The sequence below is a fragment of the Chryseobacterium sp. CCNWLW53 genome (assembly GCF_037083525.1).
Classification (GTDB): Bacteria; Bacteroidota; Bacteroidia; order Flavobacteriales; family Weeksellaceae; genus Chryseobacterium; species Chryseobacterium lathyri.
In genome coordinates this window covers 558,950-573,536 of record NZ_JBAOJR010000003.1, presented here as the reverse complement: position 1 = coordinate 573,536, position 14,587 = coordinate 558,950, and the positions used below count along the sequence as shown (strand labels likewise).

At 37.6% G+C, this 14,587-nt stretch carries 15 protein-coding genes and 1 other RNA gene; 9 read left to right on the top strand and 7 right to left on the bottom strand.

Going from position 1 to position 14,587, the window contains the following annotated elements; translation table 11 throughout:
* Nucleotides 1-30: 30 nt before the first annotated feature.
* The 3 genes from V6R96_RS11665 to V6R96_RS11655 are packed head-to-tail and all read left to right on the top strand — an operon-like array spanning nt 31 to nt 1,516.
* On the top strand, nt 31-408 hold the full coding sequence (locus V6R96_RS11665) for a hypothetical protein (RefSeq protein WP_336378863.1): 378 nt from the start codon (nt 31-33) through the stop codon (nt 406-408).
* The gene (locus tag V6R96_RS11660; RefSeq protein WP_336378864.1) at nt 408-962 is read left to right on the top strand and encodes a hypothetical protein; all 555 of its coding nucleotides are present in this window, start codon (nt 408-410) and stop codon (nt 960-962) included. The genes V6R96_RS11665 and V6R96_RS11660 overlap by 1 nt, the downstream gene beginning before the upstream one ends.
* The gene (locus tag V6R96_RS11655) at nt 959-1,516 is read left to right on the top strand and encodes a hypothetical protein (RefSeq protein ID WP_336378865.1); all 558 of its coding nucleotides are present in this window, start codon (nt 959-961) and stop codon (nt 1,514-1,516) included. The genes V6R96_RS11660 and V6R96_RS11655 overlap by 4 nt, the downstream gene beginning before the upstream one ends.
* Before the next feature lie 56 nt (nt 1,517-1,572).
* On the opposite strand, the gene rnpB is transcribed toward V6R96_RS11655, so the two are convergent.
* Nucleotides 1,573-1,896: RNase P RNA component class A (gene rnpB / locus V6R96_RS11650), an RNA gene on the bottom strand.
* A gap of 155 nt (nt 1,897-2,051) precedes the next feature.
* Here rnpB and V6R96_RS11645 point away from each other — a divergent pair.
* The 3 genes from V6R96_RS11645 to V6R96_RS11635 are packed head-to-tail and all read left to right on the top strand — an operon-like array spanning nt 2,052 to nt 4,896.
* Nucleotides 2,052-2,543, top strand: a complete 492-nt coding sequence (locus tag V6R96_RS11645) for an RNA polymerase sigma factor (protein WP_111956470.1) — start codon at nt 2,052-2,054, stop codon at nt 2,541-2,543.
* Nucleotides 2,536-3,210 carry a beta-carotene 15,15'-monooxygenase gene (locus V6R96_RS11640; protein WP_336378866.1) on the top strand — a complete coding sequence of 225 codons (675 nt, stop codon included), beginning with the start codon at nt 2,536-2,538 and terminating at the stop codon, nt 3,208-3,210. Before V6R96_RS11645 ends, V6R96_RS11640 begins: the two co-directional genes overlap by 8 nt.
* Before the next feature lie 57 nt (nt 3,211-3,267).
* Entirely contained in the window at nt 3,268-4,896 is a 1,629-nt protein-coding gene (locus V6R96_RS11635) for an AMP-binding protein (RefSeq protein WP_336378867.1), read from the top strand.
* Between the two features lie 115 nt (nt 4,897-5,011).
* On the opposite strand, the gene rpoN is transcribed toward V6R96_RS11635, so the two are convergent.
* The 4 genes from rpoN to V6R96_RS11615 all read right to left on the bottom strand — a co-directional run bounded on the left by rpoN (nt 5,012) and on the right by V6R96_RS11615 (nt 9,650).
* Nucleotides 5,012-6,475 carry an RNA polymerase factor sigma-54 gene (gene rpoN, locus V6R96_RS11630; protein ID WP_111956464.1) on the bottom strand — a complete coding sequence of 488 codons (1,464 nt, stop codon included), beginning with the start codon at nt 6,473-6,475 and terminating at the stop codon, nt 5,012-5,014.
* Nucleotides 6,476-6,632: 157 nt separating this feature from the next.
* Nucleotides 6,633-8,081, bottom strand: a complete 1,449-nt coding sequence (gene asnS, locus V6R96_RS11625) for an asparagine--tRNA ligase (protein WP_111956462.1) — start codon at nt 8,079-8,081, stop codon at nt 6,633-6,635.
* 331 nt (nt 8,082-8,412) lie between these two features.
* A complete protein-coding gene (locus V6R96_RS11620; protein ID WP_336378868.1) occupies nt 8,413-9,012 on the bottom strand; it encodes a CDP-alcohol phosphatidyltransferase family protein in 600 nt (199 codons plus the stop codon).
* Nucleotides 9,009-9,650 carry a hypothetical protein gene (locus tag V6R96_RS11615; RefSeq protein ID WP_336378869.1) on the bottom strand — a complete coding sequence of 214 codons (642 nt, stop codon included), beginning with the start codon at nt 9,648-9,650 and terminating at the stop codon, nt 9,009-9,011. Before V6R96_RS11615 ends, V6R96_RS11620 begins: the two co-directional genes overlap by 4 nt.
* Before the next feature lie 105 nt (nt 9,651-9,755).
* Here V6R96_RS11615 and V6R96_RS11610 point away from each other — a divergent pair, with 105 nt between their 5' ends.
* From V6R96_RS11610 to V6R96_RS11600, 3 genes are all read left to right on the top strand, one after another.
* Entirely contained in the window at nt 9,756-10,682 is a 927-nt protein-coding gene (locus tag V6R96_RS11610) for an XRE family transcriptional regulator (RefSeq protein ID WP_336378870.1), read from the top strand.
* A 1-nt stretch (nt 10,683) separates the two neighbouring features.
* Entirely contained in the window at nt 10,684-11,487 is an 804-nt protein-coding gene (locus V6R96_RS11605) for an AraC family transcriptional regulator (RefSeq protein ID WP_336378871.1), read from the top strand.
* A 66-nt stretch (nt 11,488-11,553) separates the two neighbouring features.
* The gene (locus tag V6R96_RS11600) at nt 11,554-13,200 is read left to right on the top strand and encodes a serine hydrolase (RefSeq protein ID WP_336378872.1); all 1,647 of its coding nucleotides are present in this window, start codon (nt 11,554-11,556) and stop codon (nt 13,198-13,200) included.
* A gap of 174 nt (nt 13,201-13,374) precedes the next feature.
* Here the strand turns inward: V6R96_RS11600 and rimM are convergent, their stop codons facing one another.
* Together rimM and V6R96_RS11590 are read right to left on the bottom strand one after the other, a co-directional pair.
* Nucleotides 13,375-13,917, bottom strand: a complete 543-nt coding sequence (rimM, locus tag V6R96_RS11595) for a ribosome maturation factor RimM (RefSeq protein ID WP_336378873.1) — start codon at nt 13,915-13,917, stop codon at nt 13,375-13,377.
* Between the two features lie 12 nt (nt 13,918-13,929).
* Complete coding sequence (locus V6R96_RS11590) at nt 13,930-14,493, bottom strand: 30S ribosomal protein S16 (RefSeq protein WP_111956448.1); 564 nt, start codon at nt 14,491-14,493, stop codon at nt 13,930-13,932.
* Nucleotides 14,494-14,587 lie beyond the last annotated feature (94 nt).

The following is a 14,587-nucleotide window of genomic DNA, read 5'->3' as shown; positions in this document are numbered from 1 at the left end:
CAAAAAATCAAACCTAAATTTTAATTAATTATGAAAAAACTTTTTTTATCGGCTGCTTTTGCCACTTTAACTCTGGTTTCATGTAACAATGAAGGAAGTGCTGTCAATACGGTGGGAAGTATAAAGACTCCACAGATGGAAAACTTCGATAAAGCTTTCAAAAGCCTGGGAGATCCACAAAACAGACCTACGGAAGAGGAAAGAAAAAGAAATACTTCCGAACTGAGCGACAGAAGAAAGGCTCTTCTTGTTCCGGCTTCCAAAGAATTAATTTTATCCACAGGAGTTACCGAGACCGAATTAATGAGAAAAACCGGTGGCGACATGAGCCAGATTATCGTATGGGCTACCCAGATCTATATGCAGAAAAGTGACGAGATCCGTAAAAATATTAAATCTGATAAATAATGAAAAAGCTATTAACCATATTGGGAATCACTGCAACTTCGTTCGCTTATTCCCAAGGGATGTTCATACTTAACAATTATTCCCCTCACGATTATCACGGAAATCTTATGGCCATCAATCTTAGCGGCTGTGTTCCGGCTGTCATAAACAATGATCCTGCCACAATTATTGTTCCTGCCAATTCACATATGGGCAACAGCCTTGCCTGGAAGATAGATAACTACAGAGACCAGTTCAGTAATTCCCTGTATCCTATCACCAGCTGGCTTGTAACACTTGGGCCATCACCAGCAACCGTAAGACAATGGAATAACCCCAGCCTTATGCCAGGCGGTGTAATCGCCAACAATACCAAGTGGGTGACGTCTAAGTTTGCCATGTATTATGCAGGAACAGGCAACAAGGTTTTCGGGTTCAACACGAACCTGGGAGATGCAACCCCGAATACATGCGTCGCCAGTGTTGATTATTTTTCTACTCCGGACGGTTCTGCAGAATGGTTTACCATTACAACAGGTACTGAAACAACAACTTATCTACAAATATATCCATGAAAAAAACAGCAGCTTTATTATTGGGTTTAGCGGGAATACTTTCCTCAGCCCAGACTTCTTCTTTTGTATTTAATAACTATAATATCTATGATGCAGTAGGAAGACTAATGACCTGCAGCCCGACTCCCGGACTGATTAAATATATGTATGCCTCTCCAAACGGTACTTTTGGTTCGTATACAATGCCGGCAGGAATTTCTTCATCTTACGCCTCTTTCGGCACCACCGGACTGGCGCCTTTCCCTATGAACATGATGCAGTGGAATGTGACTGATCCTTCCAACACATCCAATAACGCATCTTATCCTTACAATCATAGCTTTATAACATCTACAATGTCAGCTATTAACGAATGGGCTTCATTTCATTTTACGCTGCGTGACAGCTCCGGAAACGCCATTGATTCCTATCTCGTGGGAGATCCTGCTGTTGCAATTAATGCAGGTGTAACGGCAAACGCATATCAGATAGGTGCCAGCAGCGGGATAGAAGCAGAATGGTTTACCATTACAACATCTACCGGAAAGGTGACCTATTTCAGTATTTACCCATAAAAAAAGCGGAGACTGATCTCCGCTTTTTTATTTTAAACAGTTTGTATTGAATAAAAATCACGAGAAAATCTGTAAGCCGGATTTTGTTCTTCCGAAGAAGTGCCTGTTATTTATCTACGTCTTACATTGCTGTAAAACTTGAGCTGATTACCCCTCGGCTTTCAGGACGAGCCGCCCCTATTTCCATTACTGAAAAGAACCGATATACTTATCATTGCACCGCAAAGAGTTTACCTGGTTTCACTACAGCCGAACTGTACCTGCTTTCTGTTGCACTTGTCCTACCCTCACGGGTGACGGATGTTATCCGCTTTGCTGCTCTATGGTGTCCGGACTTTCCTACCCCTGCCGAAACAGGAATCAACAAGCCGATTTTCTCGCGGTTGCAAAGATACACGATAATTTCGACAATTGAGAATGTGGAAACAGGCCAATTTGAAATCTTAAAATGTAGGACCTTTTCAAATGAACAAATTATACCATCATATATCAACAAATTACCACATTATTATTATCTTCGTGCCATTATATATCTATGACTTCCAGGGAAAAAGAATTTGCGCAGCTTATTAAGGATAATCAGGGCCTGATTATTAAAGTTTCGCGCTTGTATACCAATTCTCTTGAAGATGAAGAAGATCTGTTTCAGGAGATCGTCCTCCAGCTTTGGAGAAGCTACGATTCTTTCAAAGGAAATTCTAAAATTTCTACGTGGATGTACCGCGTAGCGCTTAATACAGCCATTACACTTTTCAGAAAAAAAAGCAAAAGCCTTCTTACGAACGAGCTGGATATCAATCACAGGGATTTTGTAGAGGACGACGACGATAAGCAGCAGCAGATATCGCTTCTGTATACCGTAATTAAAACACTTCCCCATGTAGAAAGAGCAATTGTAATGATGTATCTTGACGACCTGCCTTATAAGGATATTGCAGAAAACCTAGGGATTACCGAAGTTAATGCGCGTGTAAAAATGAACAGATTAAAGAAAACCCTTAAAGAACAGATGCAAAAATATGCCTGATTTTGATTTAGACAGTTTTAAGAAAACATGGCAAGAGCAGCCTGTTCAGCCAAAATACGACAGCAATGAAATTCTTCAGATGCTGAACAAAAAATCACGCAATTACGTGAAGTATATTTTTTGGATCAGCGTGGCAGAATTTTTATTCTTTTCCGTTCTGGGATTATTTTATTTCTTTCAGGACGAGGAGTCGGATAGCTTCCGTAAGATCTTAGAAAAACTGGGAGCTCAGAAAGCCCCTGAAATAGAAACTAATTTTGACCATGCTTATTTAGCCATAAAAATTTTAAGTCTTTTAATTACAGCTTATTTTGTCCTAAAGTTTTATCAGAATTACCGCAAAATAAGGATCGAAGAAAACCTAAAAGGTCTTATTATACGGATCATCAAGTTTAAGAAAACAGTGAATGCTTTTATCCTTATCAGCATTGCGCTGCTGGTAGCTTTTACATTTGTATTCACAGCCTTCATTTTCTATGCTTTAAATTCTCAGAATGTACGTCCGGATAATTCCAACCTGATTATTGTTATTATCGGAATCATTGTAAGTACGGTATTATGCGTCCTGCTGATCTGGCTCTACTATAGGCTTGTGTATGGAATTATCATCAGAAAACTGGACAAAAATCTAAAACAGCTTAAAGACATAGAATCTCAGGAAAATTAGATAGACAGGCATCATTTCAAGATTTTTCATTAATTTTATTCCACCAAATCTTAAACTATGCCATTATCTTACGTCTATGGAGCCTCTGCTATTCCATTACTGGGACAAACCATTGGAGGGAATCTTAAAAAGACTGTTGAAAAATTCTCAAACCATGAAGCCTTAGTCTGTGTTCATCAGGATTACAGAGCTACCTATCAGGAATTTTATAATCAGACCACCGCTGTTGCTAAAGCTTTAATCTTTTTAGGAGCCAAAGCAGGAGACAGAATCGGAATCTGGGCTTCGAACCGCTATGAATGGGTTTTGCTTCAGTATGCTACAGCCCGGGTAGGTACCATACTGGTCAATATCAATCCTGCTTACAGAACACACGAACTTACGTATGTGATCAATCAATCCGGAATTCGGTTTATGTTTTCTTCTTTAAGCTTTAAAACGAGCAATTATAAGGAAATGGTAGAATATGCCAAGGAAGTATGCCCCAGCCTGGAGCATGAAATCTTCTTTGATGACAACTGGGAAGATTTCTTGAACAACGGGCAGGATATTTCGGATGATACGCTTCACAGCTTTGAAGAGCATGTACAATTTGATGATCCCGTGAATATTCAGTATACATCCGGAACAACAGGCTTTCCAAAAGGTGTTACTCTTTCCCATCACAATATTTTAAATAACGGATATTTTATCGGCATTCGCTTAAAATACTCGGAGAAAGACCGTGTCTGTATTCCTGTGCCATTCTATCATTGCTTTGGAATGGTGATCGGAAATATATGCTGTACAACTCATGGCGCATGCATGGTGATCCCTAATGACAGCTTTGATCCTGAAATTACTTTAAAAACAGTTTCTGAAGAAAAATGTACCTCTTTATACGGGGTTCCAACAATGTTTATCGCTGAACTGGCTGTTAAGGATTTTCCCTCCTATGATTTTTCAAACTTAAGAACCGGCGTTATGGCTGGGTCTGTATGCCCGCCCGAAATCATGAAAAAGGTGGAAAGCCTGATGAACATTAAAGAAATGAGTATCTGTTACGGAATGACGGAAACGTCTCCAGTTTCTACACAGACGCTGATAGGAACGCCATTGGAAAAACAGGTCAGTACTGTAGGAACCGTGCAGGATCATCTTGAAATAAAGATTATTGATGAAAACGGGAAAACCGTACAACGTGGTGAACACGGCGAATTATGCACCAGAGGCTATTCCGTAATGCTGAAATACTGGAATGATCCGGAAAATACAAAGAAAGTACTGGATGACGCCCGATGGATGCATACCGGCGATATGGCCGTAATGGATGACGATGGCTATATTACCATATCCGGAAGAATAAAGGATCTCATCATTCGCGGCGGTGAAAATATTTCGCCTAAGGAAGTTGAAGATTTCCTATACACTTATCCAAATATACTGGATGTACAGATCATCGGGGTTCCGAGTGAGAAATTCGGAGAGGAAGTCATGGCCTGGGTAAAAGTGAGAAAAGGATTTGAGGTATCAGAAACCGAACTTTTAGAATACTGCCAGGGAAGAATTGCTCATTATAAAGTTCCGAAATACTGGAAATTTGTAGATGAATTTCCAATGACGATATCCGGAAAAATAAGAAAAGTAGAGATGCGTGAGATTTCTATAAAAGAACTGGAACTGGATAAATTGAAACAGCGTTATTAAGGAAAATATTATAATAGAACTTTGCGTTAAAAATATCTTGCAGATCGAACATATTTTCACTTTAAAAACAAAAAAGCCCAGAAATACTGGGCTTTACTTATGTATAGAAAACTTATTAAAGTTCTTTTCTTAATCTCGCTACCGGAATATTGAGCTGTTCGCGGTATTTAGCGATCGTTCTTCTGGCAATATTATAGCCCTGCTCTTTCAGCATCACTACCAGCGCATCATCTGTAAGGGGTTTTCTTTTATTCTCCTTTCCGATTACTTCCTGAAGATGAGTCTTGATTTCTTTGGTAGAAACTTCTTCACCATCATCATTGGTCAGGCTGTCAGAGAAAAGATCTTTCAGATAAACAATTCCGTTCGAGGTATCTGCATATTTACTTTTTACTACTCTTGAAATGGTAGAAATATCAAATCCGGTAATATCAGCAATATCTTTCAGGATCATTGGCCTCAATGATTTTTCGTCACCAGTAATAAAATAATCCTTCTGAAATTTTACGATAGCGGTAATCGTCTGCAACAGGGTGTTCTGACGCTGGTTAATAGCATCTATATACCATTTTGCCGCATCTAATTTCTGTTTGATGAATAACGCCGCCTGTTTATGTTCAGAAGAGTTTTTATCGTGCGAATAGGTAGTTAAAATATCTTTATATTCTTCAGAAACTCTTAGAGTTGGCGCATTTTTACTGTTAAGCATCGGAATTACCATCCCATCTTTCACCTGGATCACAAAATCCGGAATAATTTCCTGATTAATGGTGATCGTCTGCGTATCAAAGTTTCCTCCTACTTTTGGTGAAAGCTTGGAAATCTCGTCCAAAGCATCTTTAAGGTCATCTTCTTCGATATCATATTTCTGAATAATCTTATTATAATGCTTATTGGTAAGAGCATCGAACTGATATCTTAAAATATTGGCAGCCAGAGAAACCGCTTTATCAGAGCTTACTTTTTTCTCAATCTGAAGCAGCAGACATTCCTGAAGACCTCTTGCTCCTACTCCTGGCGGATCAAGCTTCTGAATATAATTCTCCAGAATATCTTCCACTTTTTCTTTGGTAGTATAAATTCCCTGAGAAAAAGCAAGGTCATCTACAATCGCTTTGATCTCTCTTCTTAAATATCCATCGGTGTCTAAATTTCCAATCACATATTCAGCAATCTTCTCGTCTTCTTCATTGATATTGACCAAATGGATCTGCTCCAGTAGATAGTCGTACAAGGACTGCCCTTCGGTAAGAAGACTTTCGTTGTCGAATTCTTCATCGTCAGGAGAATAGTTGCTTGATGCAGTTTTATAGCTAGGTTCGTCATCGTAAATATACTCGTTGACGTCAAAATCCGTTTGAATACTTTCTGTTCCTTCATCCTGATAAGCATCTTCAAGAGAAGAATATTCATCTTCTTTAGGATCTTCCTTTACAATTTCCAAAGCAGGATTTTCCTCTAGCTCTCTTTCCAGCTCCTCTTCAAATTCCAGTGTATGAAGCTGAATAAGCTTCATCAACTGAATCTGCTGAGGTGCCAGCTTCTGTCCTAATTTGAGTTGTAAGTGTTGTTTAAGCATATTAGTCGTTGTGTTTTAACATAACATATCTACGAATTTAATAAATTAATTCGACAAAAAACACATTTAGCATGATTTTTGCATTAACTTATTAACATAATAAACTATTAGAAAATAAAAAAAGCCTTAATTTTTATATTAAGGCTTTTTTATTGATCTAGAACTCAGCACTTTTCGGCGTTCTAGGGAAAGGAATTACATCTCTGATATTGGTCATTCCTGTTACGAAAAGAACCAGTCTTTCCAATCCCAAACCAAAGCCTGCATGCGGTACAGAACCGAATTTTCGGGTATCTAGGTACCACCAAAGCTCGTGCTCGTCTACATGCATATCTGCCATTTTCTGTTTAAGTACGTCCAATCTTGCTTCTCTCTCTGATCCTCCGATGATCTCTCCGATACCTGGGAAAAGAACGTCCATTGCTGCAACGGTCTTATTGTCATCGTTTAGTTTCATATAGAAAGCTTTTATCTCTTTAGGATAGTCAAACAATACTACCGGGCTTTCAAAGTGTTTTTCCACCAGGTATCTTTCATGTTCAGACTGAAGGTCCGTTCCCCAGTTTTCAACCGGATACTGGAATTTTCCTTTTTTATTTTCTTTTGAGTTCATCAGGATCTCAATTGCTTCCGTATAGCTTACACGTTTGAAACGTTTAGCTATAACATTCTGAAGTTTTTCGATAAGTCCTTCTTTTGCTCTGTCTTTTTCTGGTTTTCCTTTCTGCTCTTCCTCAAAACGTTTGTCCAGGAACTCAAGATCATCTTTACAATTGTCCAGAACATACTGGATCACATATTTTAAGAAATCTTCTGCAAGGTCGATATTGTCTTCAAGGTTGTTAAATGCCACTTCCGGTTCTATCATCCAGAATTCTGCAAGGTGTCTTGTTGTATTTGAGTTTTCCGCACGGAAAGTAGGTCCGAATGTATAAATTCTGCCCAGCCCCATTGCTGCAGTTTCTCCTTCAAGCTGTCCGGAAACCGTCAGGTTGGTCTTCTTTCCGAAGAAATCCTGTGCAAAATCAATTTCACCGTCTTCAGTTCTTGGGATATTGTTTAGGTCAAAGTTCGTTACTCCAAACATTTCTCCTGCTCCTTCTGCATCGGCTCCTGTAATCACGGGTGTGTTAATATAGAAGAACTGGTTTTTGTTAAAGAATGAATGCACTGCAAAGCTAACCGCATGACGCACTCTGAAAACAGCTCCGAATAAATTCGTTCTGAATCTTAAATGGGCCTGATCTCTCAGAACTTCCAGAGAGTGTTTTTTAGGCTGAAGAATCGTTTTATCTCTGTCTTCCGTAAAGTTATCTCCTAAAATAATAATTTTTTTAGCTACAATCTCCACATTCTGTCCGGCTCCCTGACTTTCTACAACTTCACCTACTACCTTTAATGAGGCAGCTGTACTGATTTTACTGATAATTTCTTCATCAAAATTTTCAAAATCAACAACAATTTGCAAATTATTAATTGTAGAACCATCATTTAGCGCTATAAAGCGATTGGCGCGGAATGTTCTTACCCAACCGTAAACCGTAATGTCATGATGTAATACTTTCTTGTAATCCTGTAGGATTTCTTTAATCGTCTGCTTTTTCATTTGTTGATTATAAATTTTCTTATAAAAATTAACGTCTGCAAAGTTACAAAAAAACAGCGCAACTTGGTGATTACGCTGTCCTTTTAAAAAACCATTTATTAAAATATTGAATCTAAAACTATGCTATGGATATTATTTAAAGTAAATTGGGGAGCTTGGAAACTGGAAGGAGGAAGCTGGAAGTGACTGTATGTTCGTGATTGGCATCCTTGTCAAGGTTTTGAACCTTGACAAGGATAAGACCTAGACAACAGTTCACCAAACTGCAAAAAGTCAATGAAAATGAGTGACAGTAGTGCTTTTAAACTTCCCGCTTCCTTAGATACAATCTCTAATTAAAGAATACGGTTTTCTTCCGTTCTTTTCCGTTTCTAATTTTCCACGCATGATAGGAACTTGGTACGTCGTACTGCCATTTCGGAAGCAGTAAGATGATTAAAATCACGTCAATATGAGACACAAACCCTAATACAATCGTAAGATAAAACGCCCAGTTTGTTTGTTGAAATCCTATTAAATAGGTAAAAGCAATCAGCAGACTCAAACCCCACATTTTTGACAAAAAAGCATGGGTACAGGTTTCTTTTCCAAATTTCCAGATACTGACAACATAGCAAAGCGCTTCCATGATGAAGATTAAAAGAATTCCCTGCCATTCATTTTTAATCAATCCAGGATTGAGAAAATAGGACGCAAATCCCAATGAAAGCCAGAAAATCAGATCGGTCTGGCTGTCTAGTCTTCTTAACTTTTCTGAGGAAATACCGATCTTTCGGGCAATAATTCCATCGAAGATATCCGTTAATAACCCTAAATACATTAAAGCTACAATTAAGAACCTTGATTCTGTGCCTTTATAATAGGCTAATAACAGAATAACCGGAGCAAGGATAAATCGGGTTGCGATAAGCAGATACGGTAGCTTTTTCATGACTTTTTATTTTTAAAATTCCAATTAATCAGGGGAAGTTTTCTTTTTTCATTCTCGTTCCAAAAACCGATCTGTATCCCCCGTGAATCTTTACACACATTAATCAAGGCTATCTGGACACCTCTGCATTTTTGACTCACATTCGCAAAAGTAGAAATGGCAACACCTTTTGTGGTATGGTGAAAGTTGTACAGCGGCGAAACGGCAGCCCCGTTAGTTACCGATGGTGCACTTATATTACTAGATAAATTTAATTCCAGACCGTTAGTGACGGTAGGCTCCATATTGATGATAGAGAGTTGCATTCCGTTAATTGTATTCATTTTAGCAGGTAAGGGTTCAAAATCGACATCATTAATTGCCCAATTATCAATGGATGCAATATTGACGAGAAGCAATACGGGAAAAAAAATTCCTAGGCCATTAAACCCCAACCCAACGCCATTTACTTTCTTAGGCTGTAGTTCATTATCAATTTCATCATAATATTTAATCAACATTCCATTAACCTTTTTAGTTTCTTTCGAAGGGGAAAAAGCGATAAACTTAGTCTTATCCGATGTAGTAATCAAGCTATCCTGAGCACCGATAACACTTCCCGTAAAAAGGCCGATCATTATCAAAAGTTTTATTTTCATAACTTATTGTTTTAAAATTACACTTCAAAAGTATCTGTGGAAAACACAAATCCGAATGCGAAAAAAAATTAAAATAAAGAAGTATATTTGTGAAAATCACAAAACATGTATCAGGAACTTTTGCTTAAGGAAATCCGCAGAAAAATTGGTAACAAATCTTTAAATGATGAGATTGCCAATATCCTCAATATAAGTTATGATGCGGCACACAGAAGGACATCTTTGAAGGCTAAATTCAGTTTTGAAGAAGCTTTGGAACTGGCCAGGTTTTATCAGATTTCCCTCAATCAATTTATCACCTCGGATCAACAGATTGTGGTTCAGAAAACCTCAGTGGTGAATGAAACAGAAGACTTGCAGTCATTCTTCCAGAATAATCTCAGCATCTTTGAAAACCTGCCGCTTTCTGATGAAATGACCATCTATTATTCTGCGAAAGATATTCCTTTTTTCTATACGCTTTCAGATACTTTACTCTCCCGTTTTAAAATTTATGTCTGGATGAATCTGCTTAACGCGAAACAGGTTTTCGTTCCCTTTTTGCAGTTCTCGCCTCCTTATTTTGAATCCAACACACAGGAGCTCAAGAAAAAATACGAAGCACAAAACATAGTGGAACTGTGGAATGACAGGACCATTTCCAGTATTTTGCAACAGATTTTATTTTATTACGAAACCGGACTTTTACAAAAAAATGAAGGTGAAATTATTCTGCAAGAGCTCAAAGAACTTATAGAATACATTGAAAAGAAGACCGAAAACAATCCAAAGTTTCACCTGTATGAAAACGAACTGATGCATCTTTCCAATGACATTTTTTTTCACCATCCGCACCAATCCCTTTTTGCTATACCTGTGAATATGTTTGGGTATATTTTGATAAATGATGAGAAAACCTGTGGTGAAGCGATAAATTATTTTGAGCATCAGATTAAAAATTCAAAGTCTCTGAACACTTCCGGAAACCGCGACAGAAAAATATTTTTCAATAAAATGTATGAGCAGGTTGAAAATTTAAAACAAAAACTATAATATGAAAAGCCTCCATAATGGTGAATTTTTCGGAAAGACCAATGAAACCCTGCGTTTCGATGGACTGACTATTACGGATACGGAATACACGCATCCTTACGTCGACTGGCACTATCATGAAAATGCTTATTTCACTTTTATGCTGCAGGGAAATATGACAGAAGGAAACAAAAAAGAAACTTATGACTGTCCCGCCGGAACGCTGCTTTATCATCATTGGGAAGATGCCCATTACAACATCAAACCAGATATCTTTACAAGAGGATTTCATCTTGAAATTACTGAAAACTGGTTTGAACAATTTCAGATTTCAAAAAATTCTATTGAAGGAAGCTTTAATTTGAAAAATCCGGCTTTAAAACTGTTAATGTACAGGATTTTCAGAGAAACGAAATTGAATGATCCGTCTTTTGAACTTTCTGTTCATGAGCTTTTATTCAACATTTTCAGCGAACTATCCGATAAGACTCAGAACTCTGATAAAAAACCAAGCTGGGTAAACAAAATTGATGAAATACTCCATGAAAGCTTTACGGAAAAACTGAACCTGACAGATCTTTCTAAAACTATAGATATACATCCGGTTCATTTGAGCCGGGATTTCCAGAAACATTTTCATTGCAATTTAGGAGAATATATAAGAAAACTGAAGATCAATAAATCCATAACACTTCTCAACACCTATCCGTCTTTAGCTGAAGTAGCTCTGGAATGCGGTTTTGCAGATCAAAGTCATTTCATCAGATCATTCAAAGAAAATACAGGAATTACCCCGTTACAGTATAAAAACCTTCTCAAGAAATAACAATGTTAATTTCGTTCTATTTTTTCTAAGGACGACTTTATATTTTTGCTTAGATAAAATATCAAAATGAAATCTATTCTACTGTTTGTTTTGCTTCTTAGTTTCGGACTCTCTTCAGGGCAGTCCAAAAATAGTATAGCCCCCGACACCATCATACATCCTCTGCATAAAAAATACATCAACAAAATTGTTTTCCTGGATAAGACCGTCTCTCCAGACAAAATAAAAGAATCTGATTTTCTCAAAACAATAGTATTTCAGGAAGATAAAGACCTTGACATCCGTATTTTTATGGACAATTCTTTGGTTAATTATTTACATCAGCTCGATTCCTCTTTATCACCAGATGAATTACTGAAAAAAGGAAATTATCAATTCAGTTTCTATGTTGACGAAAAGCTGATCTACACTGAAAATCTGAATACCGGAGCAGGAATTTCAGAAGATAAAAAGAAGAAAACTACCCTTAGAATTCCTCTATTAAGTTCAAAAAATGAAGATTCGTGGGGAAAATATATGTGGATGAGATTTTATCTGGGTAATGGCGGAATTGATGCACTGGAGGAAGGAAATCATGTTTTGAAAATTGAAGTCAAACCTTATTTAAAAACTTCATCCTTAAAAGTTGGAAATACTATTGCTGTAGGTGAAATTCACATAACAATTCCTCACAAAAATAGCTCGGAGCAGCAAATTGCCATTCAAAAGATACAACCTAACAGCGGCTGGAAAGTGTCTGATGAAAAATTGGATCAGGAAAAAATCAGGCTTTTAAATACAAAAATTGCAGAAAACAGGTTCAGAGATATCACCAGTATTGTGGTCATCAAAAATGACAAGCTTCTTTTGGAAGAATATTTCAGCCAGTCCGGAAGAGATTCTTTGCAGGACACGCGTTCTGTAGGAAAGTCTTTTGCATCAGCTCTGATGGGTATTGCCATTAATGACGGATATTTTAAAAGTGAAAATCAAATGCTGAAAGAATTTTATGATCTGAAGCAATTCAAAAATTATTCGCCTCGAAAAGATAGCATTACTATCAAAAGCCTGCTGACGATGAGTTCCGGATTTGACGGAAATGATGCAGACGAAAGCTCTCCCGGCAATGAGGAAAATATGTATCCTACAGAGAATTGGGTGAAGTTTGCGCTGGATCTGCCTACAACACAAAACAAGCCCGGAAAAATCTGGAATTATTTCACTTCAGGTGTGGTACTGACCGGAGATATTTTAGATAAAAAAGTTCCTAAAGGCCTTGAAAATTATGCTGAGAAAAAGTTATTTCAACCTCTTGGAATCACGAATTACAAATGGCAGTTTACCCCACAGCAGAAGCCTTCTCTGGCTGGTGGACTTCGTATGAGAGCATTGGATTTTGCAAAATTCGGGCAGCTTTATAAAAATAACGGAATATGGAACGGCAAAAATATCATTGACAAAAAATGGATCAAGAAATCTTTCACTAATTATTTCCCGAATGATCATGATTTTGAAGGGTATGGCTATTTATTCTGGAGGAAAGTTTATAAAGTAGGAAACCAAAATTTTGAGGCCTACCAATCCAGTGGAAACGGAGGAAACAAAATTATTATATTTACCGAAATTCCTGTTGTGATCATAGTTACGGCAAAAGCTTATAACAGACCTTATGCCCATATACAGGTAGAAAAAATTGTTCAGGAGTATTTGCTTCCGGCCATTAATAAACAATGAGTAATAGTCTCCCATAGTTTTCCCGGAAGTATGACCTGATTAATTATAGTATTTATAGGATGTATGAAATTGGAGAAAGATTCGCGTCTGATCCTATACAAATCAAAGCGGAAATATTTTTCAGGAAGTAAATTGAAAGAGGATAAATTTCAGATCTATTATCTGAGAAGCTGATTATTCGTCTTTTTTAGAAGAAACTAAAAAGACATCGATAAGTCCTTCCGGAAGCTGCATTTTGATGAATCTTTCTTCCCGGTTCACCTCAAGGATCCAGTCTTTGATGATCGGAATTACCACTTCTTTTCCGTCCAGATTGGTCACGAAATAGTTTTGGGCAGTCTGGTCATTTACAGACCTTATCACACCGCATTCTTTATCGTTTTCATCAAGGATATCGAATCCGATGATCTCATGATAATAAAACTGCTTTCCTGAAAGTTTTGGCAGGGTAGCAAGCGGTAAGTAAACGTTTTTCCCTAAAGATTGGTCTACTAATGCTTCGGAAGAGTTTTTAAAGGCAAGATTCAGAGCATCATTTTTACTCCATACCGATTTGGCAATAAAAAATGGAACCAATAATCCGTTGATTTCAACGAATATTGATTCCAATTTATTGTAAAGCTCGGGCTGGTCGGTATCCAGTTTAAGGATAACATTTCCCGCAAGGCCATGTCTGCGTGTGATTTTTCCTAATAAATAGCAATCTTCTTTACGCATACAGGGTTATTCTTAAGCTTCAGTGTTTTCTTCAGTTTCAGCAGCAGGAGCTTCTCCTTCTGTAGCTTCAGCAACTTCTTCAGCAGGTGCGTTAGCAGCTTCTTCAGCAGCTTTAGCATCAGCCTCAGCTTGTGCAGCAGCAGCAACTCTGGCTTCGTTTACTTTAGCTTCAGCTTCTAAAGCAGCTTTCTTAGCGTCAGCCTGAGCTTTAGATAAACCTTCTACTTTACCTTGTACTTTTTGTTCTTTAGATTCTACCCAAGCATTGAATCTTTTTTCAGCTTCAGCTTCGTCAAAAGCTCCTTTAGCAACACCACCTTGTAAGTGTTTTTTGTAAAGGGCACCTTTATAAGAAAGGATCGCTCTTGCAGTATCAGTTGGCTGAGCACCGTTGTTTAACCACTTTACAGCAGAATCAACGTTCAAATCGATAGTTGCAGGGTTAGTAATTGGGTTGTAAGTTCCTAGCTTCTCGATGAATCTACCATCTCTTCTAGCTCTAGAATCTGCAACCACGATGTGGAAGAAAGGCTTACCTTTTTTACCGTGTCTTTGTAATCTGATTTTTACTGACATAATGTTGTGAATTTTATGGGAACTCGTCCCAGTTAAATATTTAAGAGTGCAAAGATATATAAAAAATTTTATCCAACAATTATTAAATGTAACA

Excerpts from the sequence above, each read along its gene's own strand:
- V6R96_RS11610 (WP_336378870.1), top strand. The coding sequence starts at position 9,756 with ATGTATCAGGAACTTTTGCTTAAGGAAATCCGCAGAAAAATTGGTAAC.
- V6R96_RS11600 (WP_336378872.1), top strand. The coding sequence starts at position 11,554 with ATGAAATCTATTCTACTGTTTGTTTTGCTTCTTAGTTTCGGACTCTCT.
- V6R96_RS11645 (WP_111956470.1), top strand. The coding sequence starts at position 2,052 with ATGACTTCCAGGGAAAAAGAATTTGCGCAGCTTATTAAGGATAATCAG.
- V6R96_RS11660 (WP_336378864.1), top strand. The coding sequence starts at position 408 with ATGAAAAAGCTATTAACCATATTGGGAATCACTGCAACTTCGTTCGCT.
- rpoN (WP_111956464.1), bottom strand. The coding sequence starts at position 6,475 with ATGCTTAAACAACACTTACAACTCAAATTAGGACAGAAGCTGGCACCT.
- V6R96_RS11620 (WP_336378868.1), bottom strand. The coding sequence starts at position 9,012 with ATGAAAAAGCTACCGTATCTGCTTATCGCAACCCGATTTATCCTTGCT.
- V6R96_RS11665 (WP_336378863.1), top strand. The coding sequence starts at position 31 with ATGAAAAAACTTTTTTTATCGGCTGCTTTTGCCACTTTAACTCTGGTT.
- V6R96_RS11615 (WP_336378869.1), bottom strand. The coding sequence starts at position 9,650 with ATGAAAATAAAACTTTTGATAATGATCGGCCTTTTTACGGGAAGTGTT.
- rimM (WP_336378873.1), bottom strand. The coding sequence starts at position 13,917 with ATGCGTAAAGAAGATTGCTATTTATTAGGAAAAATCACACGCAGACAT.
- V6R96_RS11635 (WP_336378867.1), top strand. The coding sequence starts at position 3,268 with ATGCCATTATCTTACGTCTATGGAGCCTCTGCTATTCCATTACTGGGA.
- V6R96_RS11640 (WP_336378866.1), top strand. The coding sequence starts at position 2,536 with ATGCCTGATTTTGATTTAGACAGTTTTAAGAAAACATGGCAAGAGCAG.
- asnS (WP_111956462.1), bottom strand. The coding sequence starts at position 8,081 with ATGAAAAAGCAGACGATTAAAGAAATCCTACAGGATTACAAGAAAGTA.
- V6R96_RS11655 (WP_336378865.1), top strand. The coding sequence starts at position 959 with ATGAAAAAAACAGCAGCTTTATTATTGGGTTTAGCGGGAATACTTTCC.
- V6R96_RS11605 (WP_336378871.1), top strand. The coding sequence starts at position 10,684 with ATGAAAAGCCTCCATAATGGTGAATTTTTCGGAAAGACCAATGAAACC.
- V6R96_RS11590 (WP_111956448.1), bottom strand. The coding sequence starts at position 14,493 with ATGTCAGTAAAAATCAGATTACAAAGACACGGTAAAAAAGGTAAGCCT.